Source organism: Vibrio sp. 1078-1 (assembly GCF_033340475.1).
On sequence record NZ_JAWOWM010000022.1, the window covers coordinates 26,005 to 50,296 of the forward strand.

The following is a 24,292-nucleotide window of genomic DNA, read 5'->3' on the forward strand; positions in this document are numbered from 1 at the left end:
CAGATTATGTATCAGTTAGTTATACCTTTATCAGGGCTCAACTGCATGGGCTGTGCGAGAAAAGTTGAGAATGCTTTACATGCGAATCACGATGTGGAGATCCTCAATTTGTCCCCGACGCAAGTAGAGGTCAAAACCGAGTCTTCTCTTAAAGAGCTCGTCTCGTCGATTGAATCTCTTGGTTACCAAGCAGGAAATCACTACGAACTAAACCTTTCAGGCTTAAGCTGTGGCGGTTGCGTCAAAAAACTTTCATCTTTATTAGAATCTAATCAAGACGTTATTTCTTTTGAGGCTTCAACAACGCACTTAGAGATTCGTACCCTCCTCTCCGAGCAACAAGTGATCGACTTAATAGCAACACTCGGCTATACCGCCAACCTTGATTCTGTTGAAGTAGAGAACGAAAGCTCACCAGAGACCGAACAGGTAGAAAAGCAAAGCAATATTAAAGATACGCAGGTGCCACCAGCGAGTATTCAATTGCAAATGCTGATTCAAGGCATGACGTGTGCGAGTTGCGTATCTTCAGTAGAGAAAGCACTTACTAACGTAGAAGGCGTTGAGAAAGCACAGGTCAACCTTGCAGAACAAAGCGCACTAATATTCGCAAGCCAAGACTCTGATGACCTCCTTAACGCAATTGTTGAATCGGTAAAACAAGCCGGTTACCAAGCAGAGATCCTACAAGGCGCCGCAACCCAGCAAGAAAAGCAAGCTCAGCAACAACGTCAGCAGCAAAAACGCTTCAAACTGGATGCTATTGCTGGCCTTGTCGTCGGTGCCCCTTTAATGATTTGGGGCGTTGCTGGCGGCAATATGATGATTCGCAACACCAACGACCAATTAGCTTGGGGCGCGATCGGTATCGTATGTTTACTCCTTCTTGCCACAGCGGGGAAACACTTCTTCAGTAACGCTTGGTTAGCAGCTACTCACAAGCGCGCCACCATGGACACGTTAGTCGCGCTCGGTACTGGCGCAGCGTGGTTCTATTCGATGCTTGTGGTGATTTTCCCAGACTGGTTCCCTCTTGCTTCACGCCACGTGTACTTTGAAGCGAGTGCAATGATCATCGGCTTAATTTCTCTTGGTCACTATATAGAAGCAAAAGCCAAAGCAAACACAACACGCTCATTGCAAGCTCTGATTAACCTGCAACCTCAGCAAGCTACGGTAATCACGGAACAAGGCGATCAACAAATCGCGGTTGAGCAAATCACGCTAGGCATGAAACTGCGTATCAAACCAGGCGAGAAAGTGCCTGTTGATGGTGTTGTGATTCAAGGTGAATCATACATTGATGAGTCGATGCTCACTGGTGAACCAGTACCAGTGTTAAAAGCGCAAGAGGCTCAAGTGTCTGCTGGGACATTAAATACCGATGGTGGATTAGTCATTGAGGCAACGGGCATTGGCGCAAATACCATGCTGGCTCGTATCATCCGCATGGTGCGCACAGCGCAAAGCAGTAAGCCAGCCATCGCGAAACTGGCAGACCAGATTTCATCGGTGTTTGTCCCTGTCGTTGTTGGCATAGCAATACTGGCCGCACTCGTTTGGTTTGCCGTTGGCCCAGAGCCAAAAGCGAGTTATATGCTGGTGGTCACCACAACCGTCCTGATCATCGCCTGCCCTTGCGCTCTAGGCTTAGCAACCCCACTTTCTGTCACGGTGGGAGTGGGTAAAGCCGCAGAGCTCGGCATTCTGATCAAAGACGCCGACGCCCTTCAATTGGCAAGCAAAGTCGACACGATTGTATTCGACAAAACTGGCACGCTTACCCAAGGTAAACCTAGCGTTCAGCAAGTGTTTACTCACGCCACCAGCCAAGAAGATCTATTGGCTTTAGCGTATGCAGCAGAGCGTCAGTCTGAGCACCCACTGGCAAAAGCGGTATGTGATTACGCCAAACGACACGACGCAAAGGATGTCTCATTAGACAAGTTTGAGAACGTTCGCGGGCGCGGCATTTTGGCGACGTATCAAGATAAACCGCTGCTCATTGGTTCGCTTCAATTTATGCAAGCAGAGAACGTCGAGACTAGCGCACTAAAATCTGCCATCGATGAATGCGCAAAAAATGCGTGGACTCCGGTAGCTGTGGCATTGAACGGCGAACTGATCGGTCTGATCGCCATTGCCGACCCGATCAAATCAGATGCGAAACAAGCGCTCTCTGCATTAAAATCGCAAGGCATCAAAACGGTAATGCTGACGGGCGATAACCAACACGTTGCCAATGCTATCGGCCAAGAACTTGGTATTGATGAAGTGATTGCCCAAGTAATGCCAGATGAGAAAGCTCAGCACATTGAGCAACTTCAATCTCAAGGACATGTCGTGGCAATGGTGGGGGATGGCATTAACGACGCCCCTGCTCTCGCGTTATCCAACCTCGGTATTGCTATGGGTAGCGGCAGTGATGTCGCCATTGAAAGTTCGCAAATGACCATCCTGAACACGTCACCAATGGCGGTAGTACATGCGATTGAACTCTCTCGCGCTACACTTAAGAACATGAAGCAAAACCTATTTGGAGCCTTTGTTTACAACTCGTTGGGTATTCCAGTTGCCGCTGGTGTGCTTTATCCAGCGTTTGGATTTTTGCTCAGTCCTGTTGTCGCAGGAGCGGCAATGGCACTGTCTTCAATTACTGTCGTTAGTAATGCAAATCGACTACGACTGTTTTCAGTAAAATAACCACTTCTTTTTGAGGGTATTATGAAGTTGAAACTATTGACCTTTGCAATGCTTGCGACCGTGTCCGCCAACGTATTGGCAGCCGATGTCATTAACCATAAATCGCCATACTGTGGCTGTTGTGGAGAATGGACAAAACACATGGAAGAGAACGGCTTTACGGTCGAAGAAAAATTGCACGATGACATGAACGCCATCAAACGCGATCTAGGCATCAAGAACGAACAGCTTTACTCTTGCCACACGGCAGAGATCAACGGCTATCTGTTCGAAGGTCACATTCCAGCCGAAGACATTAAAGCGTTTTTGAAAAATCCACCACGTAACGCAAAAGGCCTATCAGTACCGGGCATGTCAATGGGCTCCCCTGGTATGGAATATGGCGACAAAAAAGACAGCTACACCGTTTACGCCTTTAACGAAAAAGGCCAAGTGTTCGAATATAGCCACCACGAAGGCAACGACCAATAAAAACAAAGCCCAGCGAGATAAACCGCTGGGCTTTTTCTTAATGGACAGTTAAGACAAATATAAAATTAGAAGCCGTAAGAGGCACCAAATACAAAAGCGTTATTCACTAGGCTGTCACCACTCGCGTTTTCTGCACCGTGTGCTTGACTACGGAACTCAAAGTAAGGTTGAACACCTTTACGAGTCCACGTTGCACGAAGCTCGTGGTCCATGGTTTCCGCTTCAATCATGTAGACGTTGTTGTAGCTTAGCGTCACATCCTCATTCATCACGTAACCGATGCGGTTGTCCATGCGGTAATCTGTATCCGCATCTGCGTCTGTCGCATCAATGTGCGCACGAGTACGGTTACTTAAGGAGATGCCGTTATCGAAGTTGTAACCGATCTTAACCAATGGACGGTACTGTACATTCTCGCCAGCAGAGAACAGGTGTTGGTAACCCGCGGCAACCCATAAATGATCGGTAATATTAAATGACTGCTCACCACCCACAGTGATTGCTGGTGTTGTGTTACCTGCGCCACCGTTTTCTGTTTCCAGTTTACCCAACTGAATACCATCAAATTCGGTGTAAACCGTAAAGCCGCCGAATTGGTTATCAAAAGTATGACCAGCTTCCAGTGTAGACGTAACGTCCGAACCATGAATTCGACCATCATCGTGGAATTGAACATTACCTGTTACGTAAGAAGAACCAGCAAAAGCGCTAGAAGCGAAAGCGAGAGAAAGAGCACTCAGTGCAAAAATGTTTTTCATAATTACTGCCTTTATTTATTCACGTTATGCGATAGTTTTAGAGGGCATCTCTTCCCTTTTATCGCAAACTTTGGAATGTGCCTCCTTGGCGTTCGCAATATTGTTTTAATTAATTCGCGATGGAAAATAAAACATTTTAAAAAGTGATCTTGTTCAAACCGAAGCTCAACAACCCTGATAAAAACATGGGAAATACAGGCACTTATCGTATTTTTATAAAATTATTCAAAAAATAGAAGTGTGATCATAAACAGGTTGTTTATTGATATTTAGCAGATTAAGTCGATCCAGTTCACAATAACCTTGACCATTGCAACCAAAAACTTATTTATCAATGAAAAATAATTAGACATCGATCACGCTTAATTTCCTCAAAAAATAAAGAAAGCCCCAACATGATGTTGAGGCTTTGCCAAAAAATTAACTTACAAGAATTGAGTTATTTCACGCTGGTCACTCGACTTGCTTTCTCACCGGTTGCTGACACGGAACGGATAAACACTTCACCTTTCACATTTGGACGAGCACTATCTGCGTAAGTTAGCCAGTTCTTGCCGTCTAGAGAGTATTGAAGCTTCACACCCGGGAACTGAACGTTCATTGCCAGTTTACCCTCTTCAACTTTCGCGCCTGGTACAGGTAGGCGGTAGTCGATACCCGCTTTTTCTAGCTTAGCCAGTTCGCGTTGGCCAAGTACGTTCGCAAAGCGGTTGTAGTCTTGGTTTAGCGCAGCTTTGTTTACTAGGTTAGAGTTTTGCGAGTATTCAACACCCACTTTGTAGTCGTTTTCCCAATCAGCACGGTGCCATGCACGTTCAGCGGCTGCCAGTACGCGAGGGAATACCATGTACTCGTATTGCTCGTCGTTACGTACTGTCTCAGACCACAGCTGTGCTGATAGACCATAGAAAGGTTTCGCTTTGATTTCACCTTTACCAGTGAAGCCGTTACCATCGCGGTCTACAGAGGTTTCTGCGTTCTGAGGCATGTTCTCTGGTGCAAAACCAAACATCTTACGAGTATCTGTTGCACGCGTCGCCCAGTAGTAACCACGCTCTTTCGGGTCAACTTCGTACGGCATGTCCATGTATACGTAGTCTGGGTTAGAAACGATAACGTCGTAACCTTTCTTAGACCATTCGTACACTGATGATGTGCCACCCCAGTAAAGAACGTCCCAGAAGTTAACACGCGTGTTTTCTGTTGCGAACGCTTTCTCACCTTCACTGTACTTAAGGCCATCTTGCCAAGCTTGGAAGTTTGGAATGCCTTTCTCTGCCACCATCTTCGACACTTCTTCTGCAAAGTGGCTTGGTAGATGAGCAAAATCGCTTACCGTACCGTCTGCAATTAACGTCTGACATTGTGGTGACTGTGCGAATGGCTTGTCTTGCTTAGACAAATCAATGTTACCCTTCCAGCTTACTTTGTCTTCTGCGTTGATGTCTTGCAGACCAGCGCCTAGCTTGATGTTCTTCGCTTCGTCACCACCAAAGTGCCATGTTGTTAGCGGCGTGCCCGCTTCTTGGTGCATTGCTGCTACTTCTGAAATCACTTTATCAACAAAGCGAGTTGAAGATTCCATACATGGGTTGATGAAGCTTTGCTTGTTGTAGAACTGAACCGTCGTTACGTTCGATGTATCTTGAGGATCCATCAGGCGGTACTCGTTCGCTTCTGCTTCTTTACCTTCTTCCATTAGACGGTCGTAACGTGCTTCCATTGATACCACTGCTGCACGAGCGTGTGCTGGCATATCGATTTCAGGAATCACTTCGATGTTACGCGCTTTCGCGTACTTCAAGATGTCCACGTAGTCTGCTTTGCTGAAGAAGCCAGAACCAAAGTTGTCTGTCGTTGCACCTGAGCCAAGCTGAGGCAGTAAACAGCTTTTCTCTTCCAAATCGAAACAACGGTTAGCACCCACTTCAGTCAGCTCTGGCAGACCCGGGATTTCTAAACGCCAGCCTTCATCATCCGTTAGGTGAAGGTGTAGTTTGTTCATCTTGTACGCGGCCATTTGGTCAAGCGTTGCAAGAATCGCGTCTTTAGAGTGGAAGTTACGAGCCACGTCCACCATCACACCACGGTAATCAAAACGCGGCGCATCTTTAATAGACAGTTGTGGTAGAGAATCAGCATTTTGGCTATCTACCAGGCCAAAGATAGATTGTACTGCGTAGAAAGCACCTGCTTGGTCAAACGCTTTAATCGCAATACCGTCGCCTTTGATGCTCATTTCGTAAGCACCAGATTTTGCCAATTCACCGGTGAAGTCTGCAGGAACAACAGTGATGCTTACAGGAAGATCACCACGAACATCCACACCTACCACTTCTGCACGACCTTGAATTGCTGCGTATTGAGCCGCATCGAATGCGTCTTTAGGCAGCGCAATACCCGCCGCGATATCTACCGTACCTTTACCTGCTTCAACAGACATTGGCGTTGGTAGTAACGTGGTTGATACGTCTTGTTTTGCTAGATCTTCGTTCTTCTCGAAACGAGACACAGCGCTCGCAAATACGTTGTTGTCATCTGGCGTACGTTTTAGGTTGTTACCCTCAAGGCCAGTCACGAAAGATGCAACGTCTTCTGTGTTAAGAGAAGCGATCATCTTAGGCTCTGCATTTGGTGCAGCAACGAAAGCGCCTGGCATGAAGTCAGTTTCAAATAGCTGCCAGTATTCAGCAACAAGAGGAAGCACAACCTCTTCACCCGCAGCAAAACCATCAAACTTATCTGTTGGTTCTAGTTTGTGTAGATCACCCGTTACGCGAGAGATTTTAAACTGTTCGTTTTCAACATCCAGAATCAGACGAATGCTATGGAAGTAAATAGCCCAATCTTTTGAGTCAACCGCTTCACCTTGGTTAACCAGCGTCATGTTTACCTTGTTACAAGACGCCCACTCAGCCCCTAAGTCCTGACAAGCAAGACCTTCGTTTGCACCGTGGTTAGTCAACACTTGGTATTGAATATCAAGATTATTAGCCAACGAATTTACAACTTGTTGTTCAGAGCTTTGCAGCGCAGAGCAACCTGCTAATGTAGTGATAACAGAAACAGCAATCAGACTAGGTTTAAACATCTTACTTCCCCAAAAAAGTCAGTGGTTCAAAACGACAATGATAAAAATCTCGGCCCCTCAAATGCGAGGTGCCTAACCGTTACATTCAACATACAACCTGTTATTTCTAAGCGTAAAATAAATAGAAATAGGAAGTGATCCAGTTCAAAAAATGACACTCAGAAAAAATAATAAAAACCTAATTTTCATGGAGTTACAATACACGTCAAAATCGAACAACTTGTTTTGACGAGTTTGCTGCGATCTAGGTCACTTATATTCATGAGTTACGACTGATTTTGTAAGATTTGGATCACGCCTAATTATTTTGTGAGCCATTAGTAAGCGAATTACCTATTTACCTTTCGTGAAGTGACTCTCATTTATTCGTCGTCAAAACTCGTCAATATTTTTAGAAATGACGATTTTGTCGAATACCCCACTGGAGAAATTGCACTTAACCTCACGCTATTTTGCGTATAAAGTTTAAAGGTATCTTATCTGAGGACCATTCTATGTTTCGTCTCTTGACGCTCATATCATCTCTACTTGTTACTTTGACTCCTTTTTCATCTTATGCAGAGCCACAGCATTGGTTAGCAAAAAAAGGGGAAACCGAACTTATGATTATTGGCTCGGTACATGTGGGGGATAAAACGATGTACCCACTCCCTAGAACGGTCATCCAGCATTTAAGCCAAAGCACAGGGTTGATTATTGAAGCAGACGTCAGGAATTCTGAAGGCTTGGTTTACCCACAAACAACCATTCTTTCTAAAGATGTTTTAGACAGAGCTCAACGTCGCCACTTAATTGAAATTGCCCAAGATTTAGGTTTGCCAGAAACTCAACTCCTAAATTCCCCACCTTGGATGGCCGCATTCACCATCCAACTCGCTTTAGTCAACAAACTGGGGTATGTCTCTGATAAAGGGGTCGACATGCACTTAATAGGACTCGCTGATAAAAAGCAAATCCCGGTCATTCCACTAGAGTCCGTGCAATTCCAAATCGATTTAATCGCAGGTCAATCAGAAGGCGGTAAAGAGATACTTCTCTCATCAATTGAAGAATATGATGGCGGAGAAGAGTTGGTTCAATGCTTGATAGAGAGTTGGAAGAGTGGTGATGGTAGCATGTTGGTCGAAGCCTCTTTGACCGATCATACAACAGAAGAGTTTAACCAAGCCTTTTTATACGAGCGTAATCGAGATTGGGCTAAAAAACTCGACACTGGCAGTGTTCTACCTCAGCAATCGGGTCGTTACACCGTTGTTGTTGGTGGCTTGCATTTAGTAGGTAAAGATAACCTGATTGAACTGCTTAAAAATCGGGGATTTAACATCAAACCACTGGGTAAGACGCGCCAAGCAAATTGTGATATCTAGTGATTGTTTGAAAAATGCCATTTAAATATAATTATTTAAATACAACCATTTAAAATTCATTCAAACTTTCTTATAAAACGCCGTTAAGCTAAGTGGATACAAAACAACTCATATGAAATTTAAATATTTATTCCTATACACGATTGGAATTATGCTCACTTCTTCGCTGTCTTATGCTAAACCGCCATGCAACGTAGAATCTTTTCAAGCTATTGATATAACTCCGGAAGTAAAAGGCGGTGTTTTAGATAAAGAGAGTGGTCAATTTCTTATTACCGAAAAACCAATGATGCGTTGCGCGAACATCACGTTTTCAACAGCCCACACTCGAAATCGCGTTGCACATATGATGAACCAAGGCTTTGAAGCGGTTTACTATGATGGAAATACAAGCAAATCTCACTCAGTAACGTTTGATGAAGACGATTTAAAAGCGGGTTACGTCAAGATTGGTCCAAATCACCCAAAGACCGCTTATGTCTGCTTCACTACTTCTGAAACTCCTATCAATACTATCTCGTGTGACATCAAGTAATAAATTTACTCACTCTAAAAAATGAAAAGGCCCTACATTTCTGTAGAGCCTTCCTCTCAATACGTGTCGGTGAAGTGCCATATTCGAACATCAGGCGAACCCCAATTTGATTCGATACTATTGAAGTCTAAAATTACTAGCGCTAAAAACGACGAAAGCCTGCTCATTGAGCAGGCTTTCTAAAAGTGGTCGGTGAAGAGGGATTCGAACCCCCGACCCTCTGGTCCCAAACCAGATGCGCTACCAAGCTGCGCTATTCACCGAGATGTTTAACTGAGGAATTGTCCCCGTCAACGAATGCGTATATTACGGATTCTGAACTGTGGCGCAAGTGCTTTTTACAAAAAAACCTTAGGTCTTAATTCGTTTGATGAATAACTGAACACTAGCACGTAAAATGTGACTGATAACTCACAACAAAATACAGTTTATTAACCTTAGCAACATAATTGATCCAGATCAGTGTGCAACAAGACACCGCCATTTAGTTTATTCCTGTCGGGAACATCTTGGAGGAAACGTATGGACTTTTGGCTTGATCTCCTATTTGGTAATGCAGTGGGTCTATCGTCAATGATAGTAATTTTTGGGGCAATTGGTCTGATGTTATTTTACGGCGGTTTCTTCATATACAAGATCATGAACGACAAATCTCCTCACTAGATCTCGCTTAGCTCTAGAAACGCTTTGCACCGGAGTCGGTTACTTGCCTACTCCGGTTTTTTATTTGATCTCAATGCACCACTCATTGATATAATCCTATTATTCTTCCCTGTTCTTAATGAGATTACTGCTATGTCTCACGACGACGATTTTGATCTATTTCAACAGATGATGGGCGATGTAAAGCCAATCACTCAAGACACCACCGAACACAAAAAAGTACACCAAGTAACAGAAGCACAGCTCGCAAAACGCGAAGCAGCAATCTGGTTAACGGAAGATGACCCAGAATACCTATCACTTGATCACGCTGAAATGCTCAAGCCAGAGGACTTTGTTGAGTTCAAACGTGATGGTGTACAGGACGGGGTTTACCGCAAACTTCGCCTTGGTAAGTATCCAATCCAAGCTCGCTTGGATTTGCACCGTAAAACATTGAAAGAAGCACGTGATGAAGTCGTGACGTTTTTAAAGCAATGCCTATCAATGGACATTAGAACGGTCGTTATCGTCCATGGTCGAGGAGAACGCTCAAATCCACCTGCAATGATGAAAAGCTTTGTTAGCAGTTGGCTACGACAAATAAAGGAAGTCCAATGCGTCCATAGTGCGCAACGCTTTCACGGTGGAACTGGAGCCGTTTACGTCCTACTTAGAAAAAGTGCGGAAAAGAAATTAGAAACCCGCGAACGTCACCAAAAACGGTTAGGCTAAATTTCACCCTAATGCTAGAATGCCCGCCCTTATTCTTCCTTCCCCTTAAAGGAAGGGAGCTTCATTCGCCGTTGTGAAACGTTAGGAGACAAAAATGTCACAAGACAACGCTAAACGATTAAATAAATTCATCAGTGAAACGGGGTTTTGCTCACGCCGTGAAGCAGACAGACTGATTGAGCAAGGCCGTGTCACCATTAATGGCAACAAACCTGAAATGGGGACAAAAGTGCTACCTGGTGATGATGTTTGTGTGGATGGTAAGCCAGTGGCAGCAAAAGAGAAGCCGATTTATATCGCTCTCAATAAACCAACAGGCATCACCTGTACAACTGAGAGAGACGTCCCTGGAAACATCGTTGATTTCATCGGCCACCAAAAACGTATCTTTCCGATCGGCCGCTTAGACAAACCCTCTGATGGTCTGATCTTTTTGACCAACGATGGCGACATCGTGAACAAAATCCTTCGCGCAGGCAACAGCCACGAAAAAGAGTACGTCGTACGCGTGGACAAGCCAATTACAGGCGAGTTTCTCAAACAGATGTCGAGTGGCGTTAAGATTCTCGACACAGTCACCCTACCTTGTAAGGTAACGAAAGAAACTAAATTCTCTTTCCGTATTGTGCTCACTCAAGGACTTAACCGTCAGATCCGTCGCATGTGTGAAGCGCTGGGCTATGAAGTATTCAAGCTGCGTCGCGTACGCATCATGAATATCTCTCTTGATGGTATTCCCAATGGGAAATGGCGTTATCTAAGTGACGAAGAAGTGGCAGAGATCCTAGCAATGTGTGAAGGCTCGGTAGGTACAGAAGAAGCATCAAAAACAGACTCTAGAGGTCGCAACATTCGTAAAGCGACCGACGCGAAGCTGTTTGATAGCCGTGAAGAAAACCAAGATTCTACTGCTCGTCGTAACCAGAAGACACGAACTTTCCGCGGTAACAATGCTGATGAATTCCGTCATGCACCAAACTCGAAAAAAGGTCAACAAAAGCGTCGTCAGCGTGATGATGAAGGCGGACGTCCAGCTAAAGAACATTACAAAGCGAAATCACAAGGTGAACGCAGCAGACCGCAAGGCGAGCATGGTAAATCGCACCGTAAACCAGATGCATCGAGCAATACGCATTCAGCAAACAAGCCTCAATCACTGAGTAAGCCTAAGCAGCATTACATGAACCCAAATGCCGCGAAACCAAGCAAACCAGCTAAACGCACTGGTGGTACATTGAGTCTGAAGAAGTAACGCTTCACTGACAGGCAAGATCAAAAAAGGACGCTCATGAGCGTCCTTTTTATTTGTCATGAGTTTACAAACAAAGAGGTGCAAACTGACCACGAGTTAAGCTCAGCAAATCTCTCGGGGCTAACTCAATTTCTAAACCACGTTTACCAGCACTCACACAGATTTTGTCTTGCTCTGCTGCGCTTTCGTGCAAAAAAGTAGGTAAGGCTTTCTTCTGCCCTAGTGGGCTAATTCCACCAACGACATAACCTGTGGTCTTTTGGGCGATTTCCGGATCAGCCATATCGGCCTTTTTGCCCTTCGCTGCTTTCGCCGCCAGTTTTAGGTTCAGCTTTTGGTCAACAGGGATAATCGCAACCGCAAGGTTCTTTGGCTCCCCGTTCAAGCAGAACAGCAAGGTTTTAAATACTGTTTTCGGATCCTGCCCCAGTACTTCAGCAGCCTCCAAGCCATAACTATCGGCTCTAGGGTCATGCTCATACTGATGAATCGTGTGTGGAATTTTTTTCTTTTTCGCAAGATTAATGGCCGGAGTCATCAAGATTCTCCTCATAAAAACAAAAAGCGCAGATTGAATTGGATCTGCGCTTTTAGTTAATGATATCAGCGAGTTTGAGTCAATCGCTTTTTCTCTGTTGGGTTACTGATCAATCGCCGTATCAACTAAATACGTGATTTCACCTGAAGGGGCATACTCATTAACATCAATAGGGCTATGTGTTTCTAAATAATCCTTCAAAACCTCAGCATCGGTAAAACCTGTATTTACATACCCTGGATGATCGTCGATTTTAGGGTAACCATCTCCACCAGCAGCATTATAGCTTGGTACGGTAAAGCGGTAATTACCATCTAAGCGAAGTTGCTTATTACCAATAAACACATTGGTTACCTCACCATTATTGATACTCATCGCAATGCCGGCAAACTGTGCATAAGCACCAGAGTCAACAGGCTTAGTTGCAACGACATTTAGATAATCTAATACCTCTTTACCCGTCATATCAACGTAAGAAACCATATTGCCAAATGGCTGAACAGTGAGCACGTCTTTATAAGTAATATCACCCGCAGCAATCGAATCTCGAACACCACCAGAATTCATTACGGCGAAATCTGCTTTCGCACGTTCCATGTGAGCCGTTGCAATTAATCGGCCTAAGTTTGTTTGCTGGTAACGAACCACATTGCGGTCACCCTCAAGCTTACCGTTAGATTCTGCAATCTTCACGTTTAGTTTGCCCTGACCTTTTTCTTGATAAGGACGAAGAAACTCAAGCATCATTTCGTCTTGTTTAATCTCTTCTTGGATCAAGACTCGTTGCGACTGACCATCAACTTTAACTTTCTTTTTCAAGTTTACAGGGATTAGATCGTAGCTCACCATCGAGAGTTCGCCATTACGAAACTCGTAATCGGCGCGTCCCACATATTTCCCCCACTCATGTGCCTGAACAATAAAGGTACCATTTTGTTTATCGGGCTGACATTCATCACCTGGTTTAAAGTTCTTTTTGATAACGTTTGGACCTTCCATGCACACAGGTTCTTGTGAGTGTCCTCCAACGATCATGTCGAGATCGCCGTCATTCAAATAACGAGCTAACGCCACATCGCCAGGAGCATTGATGCCTCTATTACCATTTTCATAGTGTCCCATATGCGTGACAGCAAAAATCAGATCTGGATACTCTGTTTCTTTCAGTTCTGCAATCAGCTTCTTGGCTTCTTCTTTTGGGTCACGGAAGTCAATTTGTTCAATGAATTCAGGGTTGCCAAGTTTCGCTGTGTCTTCGGTTGTAAGACCAATGACCGCAATTTTAATGCCCTGCTTGTTAAACATCGCGTATGGTTGGAATAAACGCTTGCCAGTATTTTTATCGTAAATATTGGCAGACAACATCGGAAAGTTTGCCCACTCTTGCTGCTTGAATAGCACGTCCAATGGATTATCAAACTCATGATTACCTAGAGCCATCGCATCGTAACCAATTTTGCTCATGCCTTTAAAATCCGGCTCGGCATCTTGTAAATCAGACTCAGGTACTCCTGTGTTGATGTCACCACCAGAAAGCAATAACACGCTCCCCCCCTCAGCCTGTATTTCTTCGCGCAAATCATCGATTAACGTTTTACGCGCCGCCATGCCATATTCACCGTATCGATTTTGCCAAAAGCGACCATGATGATCGTTAGTGTGCAACACGGTCAATTTATAGGTTGTATCGGCATTCCATTCTGGTGCAGGTTGCGTAGCACACCCAGCTAACGAGGCCAAGATAGCGGCACTCAAAACAGTTTTGATCATCAGACGCTGATTCATTTATTTACCTTTTTCTTATTGGGATTACTGACGCACATTTTAAGCATTCGATCTATTTGAAAACCACGTGCACCCTAACACATTGATTTAATAATTATGATGCATTGTTTAGCAATAACAAATTCATCAGTAACAAGTTTGAGAATTTACAGTTTTTCAGATAAAAAAATAGCCAACACTCGGTTGGCTATAGTATTTGTTACCACCAGTCATCTGGCGTTTACTTGATATCGATATCTGCAAAGCTCTTGATTAGATCATCAAGCGATTTCATTTGTGCTAAGAATGGCTCTAACTTGTCTAGAGGCAGTGCAGATGGGCCATCACAACGCGCTTGGTCTGGGTTTGGGTGCGCTTCGATAAATAGACCTGCGATGCCTGTCGCTAGACCCGCTTTTGCAAGCTCAACTGTCTGCTCACGACGGCCGCCAGATGCTGCGCCTGATGGGTCACGCATTTGTAGTGAGTGCGTTACGTCAAAGATGATTGGGCTACCTTTCGAAGCATTTTTCATCACACCAAAACCAAGCATGTCTACAACTAGGTTATCGTAACCGTGGCAAGAACCGCGCTCACATAGGATGATCTTGTCGTTACCGCATTCTGCGAACTTCTCAACGATGTTACCCACTTGACCAGGGCTCATAAATTGAGGTTTCTTCACGTTGATAACCGCACCTGTTTTGGCCATAGCTTCAACAAGGTCAGTTTGACGAGCTAGGAATGCAGGAAGCTGAATAACGTCTACCACGTCAGCGACAGGTTGAGCTTGCGCTTCAGTGTGAACGTCCGTGATGATCTTTACACCAAAAGTGTCTTTCAGCTCCTGAAAGATTTTCATACCTTCTTCCAGACCTGGACCACGGTATGAATGAACAGAACTGCGGTTTGCTTTGTCAAACGACGCCTTAAATACGTAAGGAATACCAAGTTTTTCCGTTACTTTTACGTAGTGCTCACAGATCTGCATCGCAAGATCACGAGACTCAAGAACGTTCATACCTGCAAATAGGGTGAATGGCTTGTCGTTAGCAACCTGAATGTCGCCGATATTAACGATTTTCTGTTCCATTTTGATTCTCTTTTTCTGTCCACGATACGCCACAGTTCGGCACATCGATAAAATTAGTGAAGTGTGACGTGCGTTTCACTCATCACATTAACTTGTGATTTTAGTAGCTCAGAAGCCGGATCGTCAGGGCATTGGTCAATAAAGTACTGAAAATCTGATACCGCTACTTGAGGGCACTCTAGCTGTTGGAAAATAAAACCACGGTCACGAATTTCGTATGGGTCATCTGGCACAAACGTTAGAGCAAGATTCGTACAACGTAATGCCAGCGTATAATGCTCTTCGCGCAACATCGCACTTTTAATCAACGCCAACCAGCGACCAATAATTGTTGGGTTGTCAGCTTCCTCAAAATGTTCAGGCTTTAGCTGAGCTAGCGGTCCTTCCTGGCCAATAAGCCAAGCTTGAAGAATCCTTTCACCTACATACTCACCATTAAATGGGTTGATGTAGTCTGGCTTCTTATGCATCCAGTCGACTTTTAACAGGAACTGAGTAGGGAAAGTAACTCCCTTCAACGGGAACCCCAGCTTTTTGCCTAGGTATAACAAAATCGAACCTAAGCTCACAGGAATACCTTTTCTGCGCTCCAACACTTTATCGATGAAGCTGTTGTCCGAAATAAAGTATTCCTGCTCGTCGCCTTTGAACCCCCACTCGTGGAAAAACAGTCGTAGGAATGCATCAAATCGTTGCTCTTCATCGGTTTCATGAACAAGCGTGGCTTCTGCATCTTTGTAAAGACGCTCTAACTCTTGTTTCGCCCAATGTACTTTGGTTTCTGGGTTAATCGCTTTGTTGAGCTCAAGCGCACCTTCCACCAACGGTATATTGTCAAAATCTTCGTCAAAAAACTCTAACATGACGTCTATCCAAATAACGTAGGGCTCTTAGACACAGCAATGTTTGCAGCCATGACCAACCAACCCAATGCGCCGAAAAAGCCAAATATCTTCAGTAGGTTGTTTTTCGCAAGTTTCAATGAGAAGAATCCAAGCGCAATGTACGCCAGTACGCAGGTGATTTTGTTTGTTAACCACGGTGCGGCATCGGTAAACGGGATGAAACCAGTAATGAAAATAAGCGCGATACCTGACACTAGCAATGCAGTATCAACGATGTGGGGAAACACTTTCAAAAAGCGATTATTTCGCTTCGGTGAGTTCATCATCATTAACACGAATCGGATCGATAATAGTGTCGCGCTGAGCGCAATCGTCACTAAGTGTATGTGTTTTAGAGCTACGTACATTTTTCTTCTCTTTTTAGTTAGTGTTTGCTGACTTCCGTGATTAACAGGCAAAACAACCGAGCGTTACTCGATCGTTACCACCGTAATCTTTTTCCGTAACGACCTGTTGGTAACCAAAGCCACGCATTATCTCACGCACCGCCTCACCTTGATCATAACCATGTTCAAATGCCAGCCAACCGCCCACTTCAAGATACTGACGAGCAAGATCCGAGATATAACGAATATCAGCTAAGCCATTCTCTTTAGCAACTAATGCAGATTTTGGCTCAAAGCGCACATCACCTTGGGATAAATGTGGATCTTTTTCATCAATATATGGCGGGTTGGAGACAATTAAAGCAAACTTCGTACCTTCTGTAATAGGCTCAAACCAACTGCCTTGAGCAAAGGTCACATTTTTGATGTTTAGCTGCTCAGCATTGTACTCTGCAAGTGCTTTCGCTTCTTGCTTAAGGTCTACGCCCGTCACTTGACGCTTTGGCATTTCAGATGCAAGCGCGATGGCGATAGCTCCCGTACCCGTTCCAAGATCTAAAATAGGCCCAGTTTGCTCGTAGGTTTTATCGAGTGCAACCTCGACCAAACGTTCTGTATCCGGTCTTGGGATCAAGGTAGAGGGAGAAACTTTGAACGGTAGAGACCAAAACTCTCGCTCACCAATAATATAAGCGACGGGTTCACCAGTTAAACGTCGTTCAAGTAGAGCGTCAAACTGAGATTTTTGCTCTGCTTCTAATGCTTTTTCTGGCCAGGTCAGCAGGTAAGTTCGTGGTTTGCCAAGGACATGGCAAAGGAGTACAGCTGCATCGAGAGAAGGCGACTCTTTGCCGCCTTCTGCCAGTTTCGCCGTCGCACTTTTCAGTGCTTGCTCAATCGATTGAACTTGGCTCATCGATTAGCCGTTCTCTGCGAGCGCCGCAAGTTGGTCTGCTTGGTGCTCTTGAATCACAGGATCAATCAAGCTCTGCAGGTCACCTTCCATCACTTCGTTCAAACGATAGATGGTCAGGTTGATACGGTGATCAGACACACGACCTTGTGGGTAGTTGTAGGTACGAATACGGTCACTACGGTCACCAGAACCTAGAAGGTTACGACGTGTATCAGACACTTCTGCGGCACGACGCTCTTCTTCCGCTTGAACGATACGAGCAGCAAGAACCGCCATTGCTTTCGCTTTGTTCTTGTGCTGTGAACGCTCATCCTGACACTCTACTACCGTACCCGTTGGTAAGTGGGTAATACGGATTGCAGAATCCGTGGTGTTAACGTGCTGACCACCCGCGCCAGATGCACGGAACGTATCGATTTTCAGGTCTGCGGCTTTGATTTCTGGCAGATCCGCTTCAGGGATTTCCGCCATTACTGCTACTGTACAAGCAGAAGTATGCACACGACCTTGAGACTCTGTTGCTGGAACACGCTGTACACGGTGACCGCCTGACTCAAACTTCAACACGCCGTATGCACCGTCGCCGCTTACTTTCGCGATCATCTCTTTGTAACCGCCGTGTTCTGCTTCGTTAGAAGACATCACTTCGATACGCCAACCACGCTTTTCTGCGTACTTGCTGTACATACGGAATAGATCACCCGCGAAGATACCCGCTTCGTCGCCACCCGCACCTGCACGAATTTCTAGGAAACAGTTACGATCATCGTTCGGATCTTTTGGCAGAAGAAGAATCTGTAACTCATCAGTAAGACGCTCAATCGTCGCTTTCGCTTCTTTGATTTCTTCTTGCGCCATTTCACGCATTTCTTCGTCGTCTTCGTTTGCCATCTCTTCAGCGGCGACAAGATCTTCTTGTGCTTGTTGATAAGCTTGGAAGCACTTGGTTACTTCTTCTAGCTGAGAGTACTCTCTTGATAGAGCACGGAATTTGTCCTGATTTCCAATTACATCAGGATCACCAAGAAGATGTTGAACTTCTTCGTAACGTTCTACTAGCGTTTCTAGCTTAGTCAGAATAGAGGCTTTCATAGTGTCGTTTTCTTAATAAAAAGCGTGAGTTATAGATCATCCAAGCCAAGTGTTTGGCGGATAATCGTTAATTTTGCTGGTTCGCCTTGCTCTGCTGCACTTTGCAATGCGCGAGTTGGAGCGTGAATCAGTTTGTTGGTGAGTTTATTACTCAGCTCGCGCAGCACTTTCTCCGGATCTGCGCCTGCCGCTAAAGATTGCAAACTTTTGCTCAGTAACTCTTCACGAATTTCGTTGGCTGATTTGCGATAGTCGCGAATACTATCGACGGCTTGCAGTGAACGCAACCATGTCATAAATGCAGCGCTTTCTTCACTAACAATCGCTTCAGCTTGAATCGCTTCGACTTTACGCTGCTCAATGTTGCTGTCGATGATAGATTGCAAGTCATCAACAGAATACAGATATGCGTCGTTCAGTTCACCGACTTCCGACTCTACATCTCGCGGCACCGCAATATCGACCAACAAGATAGGTTGATGCCGGCGCTGCTTTAGAGCCGTTTCGACCATACCTTTGCCAATAATAGGCAATGGGCTCGCCGTTGAGCTAATCACAATATCCGCTTTCGCCAAATGTTCAGGAATTTCGTTCAAACTGATCACTTCTGCGCCAAATTGGTCCGCTAAGCCTTGCGCGCGCTCTTTAGTGCGGTTCGCGACAATCATTTTTGTGCAACCGTTGGACGCTAAATGCTTCGCGACCAATTCAATCGTCTCACCCGCACCAACCAAAAGCACGGTTGAATCTGATAACGACTCAAAAATATGTTTTGCCAGTGTACATGCCGCATAAGCCACGGACACGGCATTACCACCAATATCTGTCTCTGTTCTTACCCGTTTGGCGACTGAGAACGTCTTTTGAAACAGTTTATCAATCGAGGCATCGACGGCTTGATGATCTCGCGAGTCAGAAAATGCTTGCTTTACCTGCCCCAAAATTTGAGGCTCACCCAACACCAGAGAGTCAAGACCGCACGATACGCGCATCAAATGCTTTATTGCTGCTTGCTCTTCATGAACATACAAACTCGGCATTAAATCTTCGCGGCTCACTTGATGAAATTGAGCAAGCCAATCGATCAACTTGTTTCGCGCTCCTTGCTTAACATCGCAGTACAACTCAGTTCGGTTACAGGTTGAAACAATCACACTGCCGTTAACTGCTTCGTGCTCTCTAAGTTGCTCGAGTGCAGGGCCGAGTTTATCCGGACCAAACGCCACCTTCTCTCGCAAGTCGACAGACGCTGTATTGTGATTAATTCCAATAGCAAGCAAGGACATCTAACGTGGTATCTCTGGGATAGGTTATAAAATAGGTCCAGAATTTTACTGTAAGCACGCATTTATTGAAAGGGTAAGCCGGATTTGTTTTCCTAAGTGCGACTTTTCAATGCTATAGTTGTGAGCGATTCCCGATGAAACTGATTAATAAGCCATCAAACATGACGTTACGCTCCTTTATTCTTTTTTTCTTGTCGAGCTTACTGCTCGCTGGTTGTTCGTCCGTTCCTGAAAGTGTTACCAGCGTTGAATGGCAAGCTCATGAGCAGCGACTCGAAACCATCCAAGATTTTCAAGCAACGGGGAAACTTGGTTATATTGGCCCAGACCAAAGACAAAATTTAAACTTCTACTGGAAACATTCTTCAGCACTAAGCCAGTTGCGTTTAACAACGATTCTCGGACAAACGGCATTAAAGCTCACCATCACCCCACAAGGCGCCACAGTAGAAACTTACGATGATCAGGTCCTTTCTTCTCGCAGTGCTAACCAGCTGATTTACCGTCTTACAGGGTTGATGATGCCCGTCGATCACATGCCTGACTGGCTATTAGGTCTACCGACCGATGCCGACAAATTCCAACTGTCTCCAACCAATACACTGCAAGCGTTAAACAAACAAATTGGTTTAAATGATTGGAGCATTGCATATCAACGATATGGCGACGTTCAATGGCATGAACAGTCTCTCCCTCTGCCAAATAAGCTGAAACTCACCACAGCTGATGTCAAAATAAATCTAGTGATCACAAAATGGAACATCACCCAATGATTGAACTTTCAACACGCTGGCCATCACCAGCGAAATTGAATCTCTTTCTATATATCAACGGCCGTACAGAGAATGGCTACCACGAGTTACAAACCTTATTCCAATTCGTCGATCACGGCGATGAGCTCACCATTCAAGCGAACCATTCTGGTGATATTACGATTTCTCCAGACATAGAAGGTGTGCCCCTTCAAGACAATTTAATTTGGAAAGCAGCAACCGCGCTTCAAACTTACTCAAACTGCCCTTTTGGCGCGCATATTGAGCTACAGAAAGTGCTGCCTATGGGTGGAGGCATTGGTGGGGGCTCATCGAATGCAGCTACAGCATTAGTGGCACTGAATTACTTATGGCAACTGAATCTAACTGACGACGAACTGGCTGAAATAGGTTTAAAACTAGGCGCAGACGTGCCCGTATTTGTGCGCGGATTTGCAGCTTTTGCTGAAGGTGTTGGTGAAAAACTCTCTCCTGCTTATCCCGAAGAAAAATGGTATTTAGTCGTCAGACCGAATGTATCTATTGCAACCGTCGACGTTTTTTGTCATCCAGATCTGACGCGAAACACCCCAAAACGAGATCTAGAAACACTTTTAAATACGCCAAGCGTAAACGATTGCGAAAAAATTGTACGAATGCTCTACCCAGAGGTTGATAAGCAACTTTCTTGGCTGCTACAATACGCGCCGTCAAGATTGACGGGGACAGGATCTTGCGTTTTTGCTGAATTTTCGAGCAAATCTGAAGCAGAAACTATCCTTGCACAACTCTCTGATAAAGTCTCGGCATTTATCGCTCAAGGGCGCAATATTTCGCCATTAAAAGAGACTTTGGCTGAATACCAATCAGCCTCACACCGACCTATTTAAACTGGACGCAAACCCGAGGTTTCCACCGTGCCTGATATGAAGCTATTTGCTGGTAACGCAACACCTGAACTAGCCCAACGTATTGCTGATCGTCTTTACATCTCTCTTGGTGATGCATCTGTTTCTCGCTTTTCTGATGGCGAAGTTGCAGTTCAAATCAATGAGAATGTTCGTGGTAGCGATGTTTTCATCATTCAATCCACTTGTGCACCGACTAACGACAACCTAATGGAATTGGTTGTTATGATTGATGCAATGCGCCGTGCTTCAGCAGGCCGTATCACTGCAGTTATCCCTTACTTCGGCTACGCTCGCCAAGACCGTCGTGTACGTTCTGCGCGTGTGCCAATTACTGCAAAAGTTGTTGCTGATTTCCTATCTAACGTTGGTGTTGACCGCGTTCTAACTATCGACCTACACGCAGAGCAAATTCAAGGCTTCTTCGATGTACCTGTAGACAACATCTTCGGCACGCCAGTGCTACTTGAAGATATGCAGGCTCGCGGTCTAGATAACCCTGTAGTGGTATCTCCTGACCTAGGTGGCGTTGTTCGTGCTCGTGCAACAGCAAAAGCACTAGGCGACATCGACATCGCAATCGTAGATAAGCGTCGTCCACGTGCAAACGTTTCTGAAGTAATGAACCTAATCGGTGATGTTGAAGGTCGTGACTGTGTGATCGTTGATGACATGATCGACACAGGTGGCACACTATGTAAAGCAGCTGAAGCACTAAAAGAGCGCGGTGCTAAGCGTGTATTCGCTTACGCTACTCACGCAGTATTCTCAGGCAACGCTGCGGATAACATCAAGAACTCAGTTCTTGACCAAGTTATCGTAACTGACTCTATCTCTCTGTCTAAAGAGATGGCTGCAACAGGTAAAGTGACAACACTAAGCCTATCTCGCATGCTGGCTGAAGCGATTCGTCGTATCAGCAACGAAGAGTCAATCTCTGCAATGTTCAACTAATACGAACATTTCAGTTACACTGATTTCAAAAGCACCCCTCTTTGGGGTGTTTTTTTATTTGTACTGATAACTAGAAAATCCCTTGGTCGCCCACCGCGAGTTTTCTGTGCTATCATACTGCGCTTTTTGAGATTCCAGAGAGATCCTAACCTTGAGTCAACAAATCAAACTTCTTGTTGGTCTTGCTAATCCAGGACCAGAATACGCCAGAACTCGTCACAATGCGGGCGCTTGGGTTGTAGAAGAATTAGCACGCGTTCACAACGTTACACTGAAGAACGAACCAAAGTTTTTTGGTCTAACAGGACGCATTATGGTCAATGGCCAGGATCTCCGTTTGCTTATCCCAACCACCTTCATGAATCTATCAGGTAAATCGATCGCAGCGCTTGCGAAATTTTATCAAATTAAACCTGAAGAGATCATGGTTGCTCATGACGAGCTAGACTTACCGCCAGGTGTCGCTAAGTTTAAAAAAGGTGGGGGTCACGGTGGACACAACGGTCTGCGTGACACCATTAGCAAACTGGGCAATAACAAAGATTTTTATCGTCTTCGTATTGGCATTGGTCATCCGGGACACAAAGATAAAGTGGCGGGTTTTGTATTAGGTAAAGCGCCAGCTAAAGAGCAAGAGCTTTTAGATGCAGCAGCTGATGAGGCTGTTCGTTGTCTAGATATCCTGATTAAGGATGGCCTATCTAAAGCACAAAATCGCCTCCACACGTTCAAAGCTGAATAAGGTTACTATCATGGGTTTTAAATGTGGCATCGTTGGTCTACCTAACGTAGGTAAATCAACTCTGTTCAACGCACTAACTAAAGCGGGTATCGAAGCAGCAAACTTCCCGTTCTGTACCATTGAACCAAACACTGGTGTGGTTCCTGTGCCAGATCTACGTCTAGACGCACTAGCTAAGATCGTTAACCCACAGAGAGTTCTTCCAACGACGATGGAGTTCGTGGACATCGCTGGTCTTGTTGCTGGTGCATCACGTGGTGAAGGTTTAGGTAACAAATTCCTAGCTAACATCCGTGAAACAGACGCGATTGGCCACGTTGTACGTTGTTTTGAAAACGAAAACATTGTTCATGTTTCAGGTAAAGTTTCACCTATTGAAGATATCGAAGTGATCAACCTTGAACTTGCAATGGCTGACCTAGATTCTTGTGAGCGAGCGATTCAACGTAACGCGAAGAAGGCAAAAGGCGGCGATAAAGACGCAAAATTTGAACTAACCGTACTAGAAAAACTGTTACCAGTACTAACTGAAGGCGGCATGGCACGCACGGTTGAGCTATCTAAAGAAGAGTTAGCAGCAATCGGCTATCTAAACTTCCTAACACTGAAGCCAACTATGTACATTGCAAACGTAAACGAAGATGGCTTCGAAAATAATCCATATCTAGATGCGGTTCGTGAGTTCGCAGAAAAAGAAAACAATGTCGTTGTACCTGTATGTGCGGCTATCGAATCTGAACTATCTGAACTGGAAGATGAAGATCGCGAAGAATTCCTAGCAGATATGGGGATCGAAGAGCCGGGCCTAAACCGTGTAATTCGCTCTGGTTACGAACTACTGACTCTACACACCTACTTCACAGCAGGTGTTAAAGAAGTACGTGCTTGGACAATCCCTGTTGGTGCAACTGCACCTCAGGCGGCAGGTAAGATCCACACTGACTTCGAGAAAGGCTTTATTCGTGCAGAAGTAGTCGGTTACGACGATTTCATCCAATTCAATGGTGAAAATGGCGCAAAAGACGCAGGTAAATGGCGTCTAGAAGGTAAAGACTACATCGTAAAAGATGGTGATGTTGTACACTTCCGCTTCAATGTTTAATTAAATGAATGAATTCTAAACACTTCATTTACACTAAAAGCCAGCTGCTAAGCTGGCTTTTTTAATACCTTAAGTAAATGAGCAAAAATAAATTACCTAACTGCAAGCTAATTTATTTCCAGTTTTAGATCATAAACACGCCTCTTTGTTTAAAAAGGAAGCGAACGAGGTTTTTTCCGAAATTTATTAAAAAAAACTGTTGACGGATCTCACTCAACTTCGCATAATGCGCGCCGTTCCCAACGACAAGGCAACAAAGCGTTGAGAACAAAAAATACGGTTTTGGCTACGTAGCTCAGCTGGTTAGAGCACATCACTCATAATGATGGGGTCACAGGTTCGAATCCCGTCGTAGCCACC

22 protein-coding genes and 2 tRNA genes are annotated in these 24,292 nt (G+C 44.9%); 13 read left to right on the top strand and 11 right to left on the bottom strand.

Translation table 11 applies throughout. The features are described 5' to 3' along the window. Window positions 1-6 precede the first annotated feature (6 nt). Together R7190_RS23400 and R7190_RS23405 are read left to right on the top strand one after the other, a co-directional pair. The gene (locus R7190_RS23400) at window positions 7-2,703 is read left to right on the top strand and encodes a heavy metal translocating P-type ATPase (RefSeq protein WP_186584435.1); all 2,697 of its coding nucleotides are present in this window, start codon (window positions 7-9) and stop codon (window positions 2,701-2,703) included. Window positions 2,704-2,724: 21 nt separating this feature from the next. Further along, a complete protein-coding gene (locus R7190_RS23405) occupies window positions 2,725-3,174 on the top strand; it encodes a DUF411 domain-containing protein (RefSeq protein WP_318137615.1) in 450 nt (149 codons plus the stop codon). A gap of 65 nt (window positions 3,175-3,239) precedes the next feature. On the opposite strand, the gene R7190_RS23410 is transcribed toward R7190_RS23405, so the two are convergent. Together R7190_RS23410 and R7190_RS23415 are read right to left on the bottom strand one after the other, a co-directional pair. Beyond that, complete coding sequence (locus R7190_RS23410; RefSeq protein ID WP_005382004.1) at window positions 3,240-3,932, bottom strand: oligogalacturonate-specific porin KdgM family protein; 693 nt, start codon at window positions 3,930-3,932, stop codon at window positions 3,240-3,242. A 439-nt stretch (window positions 3,933-4,371) separates the two neighbouring features. Continuing rightward, window positions 4,372-7,023, bottom strand: coding sequence for a beta-N-acetylhexosaminidase (locus R7190_RS23415; RefSeq protein ID WP_186584436.1), 2,652 nt, complete (start codon window positions 7,021-7,023; stop codon window positions 4,372-4,374). A gap of 494 nt (window positions 7,024-7,517) precedes the next feature. Between R7190_RS23415 and R7190_RS23420 the strand changes: the two genes are divergently transcribed. Both R7190_RS23420 and R7190_RS23425 read left to right on the top strand, forming a co-directional pair. Beyond that, window positions 7,518-8,390, top strand: a complete 873-nt coding sequence (locus R7190_RS23420; protein ID WP_054576682.1) for a TraB/GumN family protein — start codon at window positions 7,518-7,520, stop codon at window positions 8,388-8,390. 151 nt (window positions 8,391-8,541) lie between these two features. Beyond that, the gene (locus R7190_RS23425) at window positions 8,542-8,925 is read left to right on the top strand and encodes a hypothetical protein (protein ID WP_372009610.1); all 384 of its coding nucleotides are present in this window, start codon (window positions 8,542-8,544) and stop codon (window positions 8,923-8,925) included. Between the two features lie 186 nt (window positions 8,926-9,111). Here the strand turns inward: R7190_RS23425 and R7190_RS23430 are convergent. Then, a tRNA-Pro gene (locus R7190_RS23430) sits at window positions 9,112-9,188 on the bottom strand. Between the two features lie 259 nt (window positions 9,189-9,447). Here R7190_RS23430 and R7190_RS23435 point away from each other — a divergent pair. The 3 genes from R7190_RS23435 to rluF all read left to right on the top strand — a co-directional run bounded on the left by R7190_RS23435 (window position 9,448) and on the right by rluF (window position 11,554). Further along, a complete protein-coding gene (locus R7190_RS23435) occupies window positions 9,448-9,588 on the top strand; it encodes a DUF3149 domain-containing protein (protein WP_005382236.1) in 141 nt (46 codons plus the stop codon). Window positions 9,589-9,720: 132 nt separating this feature from the next. Further along, entirely contained in the window at window positions 9,721-10,302 is a 582-nt protein-coding gene (gene smrA / locus R7190_RS23440; protein WP_005382233.1) for a DNA endonuclease SmrA, read from the top strand. Window positions 10,303-10,396: 94 nt separating this feature from the next. Then, window positions 10,397-11,554 (top strand): 23S rRNA pseudouridine(2604) synthase RluF, encoded by a 1,158-nt coding sequence (rluF, locus tag R7190_RS23445; RefSeq protein WP_017634839.1) that lies wholly within the window; start codon window positions 10,397-10,399, stop codon window positions 11,552-11,554. Window positions 11,555-11,618: 64 nt separating this feature from the next. Here the strand turns inward: rluF and ybaK are convergent, their stop codons facing one another. The 8 genes from ybaK to hemA form a co-directional block, all read right to left on the bottom strand. After that, window positions 11,619-12,092 carry a Cys-tRNA(Pro) deacylase gene (gene ybaK / locus R7190_RS23450; RefSeq protein WP_005384092.1) on the bottom strand — a complete coding sequence of 158 codons (474 nt, stop codon included), beginning with the start codon at window positions 12,090-12,092 and terminating at the stop codon, window positions 11,619-11,621. A 102-nt stretch (window positions 12,093-12,194) separates the two neighbouring features. Further along, window positions 12,195-13,877 (bottom strand): bifunctional UDP-sugar hydrolase/5'-nucleotidase UshA, encoded by a 1,683-nt coding sequence (ushA, locus tag R7190_RS23455; protein ID WP_132937040.1) that lies wholly within the window; start codon window positions 13,875-13,877, stop codon window positions 12,195-12,197. 220 nt (window positions 13,878-14,097) lie between these two features. Further along, window positions 14,098-14,949 (bottom strand): 3-deoxy-8-phosphooctulonate synthase, encoded by an 852-nt coding sequence (gene kdsA, locus R7190_RS23460; RefSeq protein ID WP_005384095.1) that lies wholly within the window; start codon window positions 14,947-14,949, stop codon window positions 14,098-14,100. Window positions 14,950-15,002: 53 nt separating this feature from the next. Next, on the bottom strand, window positions 15,003-15,812 hold the full coding sequence (locus R7190_RS23465; RefSeq protein WP_005384098.1) for a SirB1 family protein: 810 nt from the start codon (window positions 15,810-15,812) through the stop codon (window positions 15,003-15,005). Window positions 15,813-15,817: 5 nt separating this feature from the next. Then, window positions 15,818-16,201, bottom strand: coding sequence for a SirB2 family protein (locus tag R7190_RS23470; RefSeq protein ID WP_005382225.1), 384 nt, complete (start codon window positions 16,199-16,201; stop codon window positions 15,818-15,820). A 40-nt stretch (window positions 16,202-16,241) separates the two neighbouring features. Further along, the gene (gene prmC, locus R7190_RS23475; RefSeq protein WP_115385795.1) at window positions 16,242-17,096 is read right to left on the bottom strand and encodes a peptide chain release factor N(5)-glutamine methyltransferase; all 855 of its coding nucleotides are present in this window, start codon (window positions 17,094-17,096) and stop codon (window positions 16,242-16,244) included. A gap of 3 nt (window positions 17,097-17,099) precedes the next feature. Continuing rightward, window positions 17,100-18,188: a peptide chain release factor 1 gene (gene prfA, locus R7190_RS23480; protein ID WP_005382222.1), complete on the bottom strand. Its 1,089-nt coding sequence runs from the start codon at window positions 18,186-18,188 to the stop codon at window positions 17,100-17,102. 29 nt (window positions 18,189-18,217) lie between these two features. Next, the gene (gene hemA, locus R7190_RS23485) at window positions 18,218-19,474 is read right to left on the bottom strand and encodes a glutamyl-tRNA reductase (protein ID WP_005384104.1); all 1,257 of its coding nucleotides are present in this window, start codon (window positions 19,472-19,474) and stop codon (window positions 18,218-18,220) included. A gap of 134 nt (window positions 19,475-19,608) precedes the next feature. Here hemA and lolB point away from each other — a divergent pair, with 134 nt between their 5' ends. The 6 genes from lolB (at window position 19,609) to R7190_RS23515 (ending at window position 24,290) form a co-directional block, all read left to right on the top strand. After that, on the top strand, window positions 19,609-20,247 hold the full coding sequence (gene lolB, locus R7190_RS23490; protein ID WP_017634843.1) for a lipoprotein insertase outer membrane protein LolB: 639 nt from the start codon (window positions 19,609-19,611) through the stop codon (window positions 20,245-20,247). Further along, window positions 20,244-21,116 (top strand): 4-(cytidine 5'-diphospho)-2-C-methyl-D-erythritol kinase, encoded by an 873-nt coding sequence (gene ispE / locus R7190_RS23495; protein WP_064369040.1) that lies wholly within the window; start codon window positions 20,244-20,246, stop codon window positions 21,114-21,116. Before lolB ends, ispE begins: the two co-directional genes overlap by 4 nt. Window positions 21,117-21,143: 27 nt before the next feature. Continuing rightward, window positions 21,144-22,088, top strand: coding sequence for a ribose-phosphate pyrophosphokinase (locus R7190_RS23500; protein ID WP_005393176.1), 945 nt, complete (start codon window positions 21,144-21,146; stop codon window positions 22,086-22,088). A 151-nt stretch (window positions 22,089-22,239) separates the two neighbouring features. Next, the gene (pth, locus tag R7190_RS23505) at window positions 22,240-22,830 is read left to right on the top strand and encodes an aminoacyl-tRNA hydrolase (RefSeq protein ID WP_005384112.1); all 591 of its coding nucleotides are present in this window, start codon (window positions 22,240-22,242) and stop codon (window positions 22,828-22,830) included. A gap of 10 nt (window positions 22,831-22,840) precedes the next feature. Continuing rightward, the gene (ychF, locus tag R7190_RS23510; RefSeq protein WP_005393178.1) at window positions 22,841-23,932 is read left to right on the top strand and encodes a redox-regulated ATPase YchF; all 1,092 of its coding nucleotides are present in this window, start codon (window positions 22,841-22,843) and stop codon (window positions 23,930-23,932) included. A 284-nt stretch (window positions 23,933-24,216) separates the two neighbouring features. Beyond that, a tRNA-Met gene (locus R7190_RS23515) sits at window positions 24,217-24,290 on the top strand. The last annotated feature ends 2 nt before the right edge of the window (window positions 24,291-24,292 follow it).

Excerpts from the sequence above, each read along its gene's own strand:
- R7190_RS23400 (WP_186584435.1), top strand. The coding sequence starts at position 7 with ATGTATCAGTTAGTTATACCTTTATCAGGGCTCAACTGCATGGGCTGT.
- R7190_RS23405 (WP_318137615.1), top strand. The coding sequence starts at position 2,725 with ATGAAGTTGAAACTATTGACCTTTGCAATGCTTGCGACCGTGTCCGCC.
- R7190_RS23410 (WP_005382004.1), bottom strand. The coding sequence starts at position 3,932 with ATGAAAAACATTTTTGCACTGAGTGCTCTTTCTCTCGCTTTCGCTTCT.
- R7190_RS23415 (WP_186584436.1), bottom strand. The coding sequence starts at position 7,023 with ATGTTTAAACCTAGTCTGATTGCTGTTTCTGTTATCACTACATTAGCA.
- R7190_RS23420 (WP_054576682.1), top strand. The coding sequence starts at position 7,518 with ATGTTTCGTCTCTTGACGCTCATATCATCTCTACTTGTTACTTTGACT.
- R7190_RS23425 (WP_372009610.1), top strand. The coding sequence starts at position 8,542 with ATGCTCACTTCTTCGCTGTCTTATGCTAAACCGCCATGCAACGTAGAA.
- R7190_RS23435 (WP_005382236.1), top strand. The coding sequence starts at position 9,448 with ATGGACTTTTGGCTTGATCTCCTATTTGGTAATGCAGTGGGTCTATCG.
- smrA (WP_005382233.1), top strand. The coding sequence starts at position 9,721 with ATGTCTCACGACGACGATTTTGATCTATTTCAACAGATGATGGGCGAT.
- rluF (WP_017634839.1), top strand. The coding sequence starts at position 10,397 with ATGTCACAAGACAACGCTAAACGATTAAATAAATTCATCAGTGAAACG.
- ybaK (WP_005384092.1), bottom strand. The coding sequence starts at position 12,092 with ATGACTCCGGCCATTAATCTTGCGAAAAAGAAAAAAATTCCACACACG.
- ushA (WP_132937040.1), bottom strand. The coding sequence starts at position 13,877 with ATGAATCAGCGTCTGATGATCAAAACTGTTTTGAGTGCCGCTATCTTG.
- kdsA (WP_005384095.1), bottom strand. The coding sequence starts at position 14,949 with ATGGAACAGAAAATCGTTAATATCGGCGACATTCAGGTTGCTAACGAC.
- R7190_RS23465 (WP_005384098.1), bottom strand. The coding sequence starts at position 15,812 with ATGTTAGAGTTTTTTGACGAAGATTTTGACAATATACCGTTGGTGGAA.
- R7190_RS23470 (WP_005382225.1), bottom strand. The coding sequence starts at position 16,201 with ATGTACGTAGCTCTAAAACACATACACTTAGTGACGATTGCGCTCAGC.
- prmC (WP_115385795.1), bottom strand. The coding sequence starts at position 17,096 with ATGAGCCAAGTTCAATCGATTGAGCAAGCACTGAAAAGTGCGACGGCG.
- prfA (WP_005382222.1), bottom strand. The coding sequence starts at position 18,188 with ATGAAAGCCTCTATTCTGACTAAGCTAGAAACGCTAGTAGAACGTTAC.
- hemA (WP_005384104.1), bottom strand. The coding sequence starts at position 19,474 with ATGTCCTTGCTTGCTATTGGAATTAATCACAATACAGCGTCTGTCGAC.
- lolB (WP_017634843.1), top strand. The coding sequence starts at position 19,609 with ATGAAACTGATTAATAAGCCATCAAACATGACGTTACGCTCCTTTATT.
- ispE (WP_064369040.1), top strand. The coding sequence starts at position 20,244 with ATGATTGAACTTTCAACACGCTGGCCATCACCAGCGAAATTGAATCTC.
- ychF (WP_005393178.1), top strand. The coding sequence starts at position 22,841 with ATGGGTTTTAAATGTGGCATCGTTGGTCTACCTAACGTAGGTAAATCA.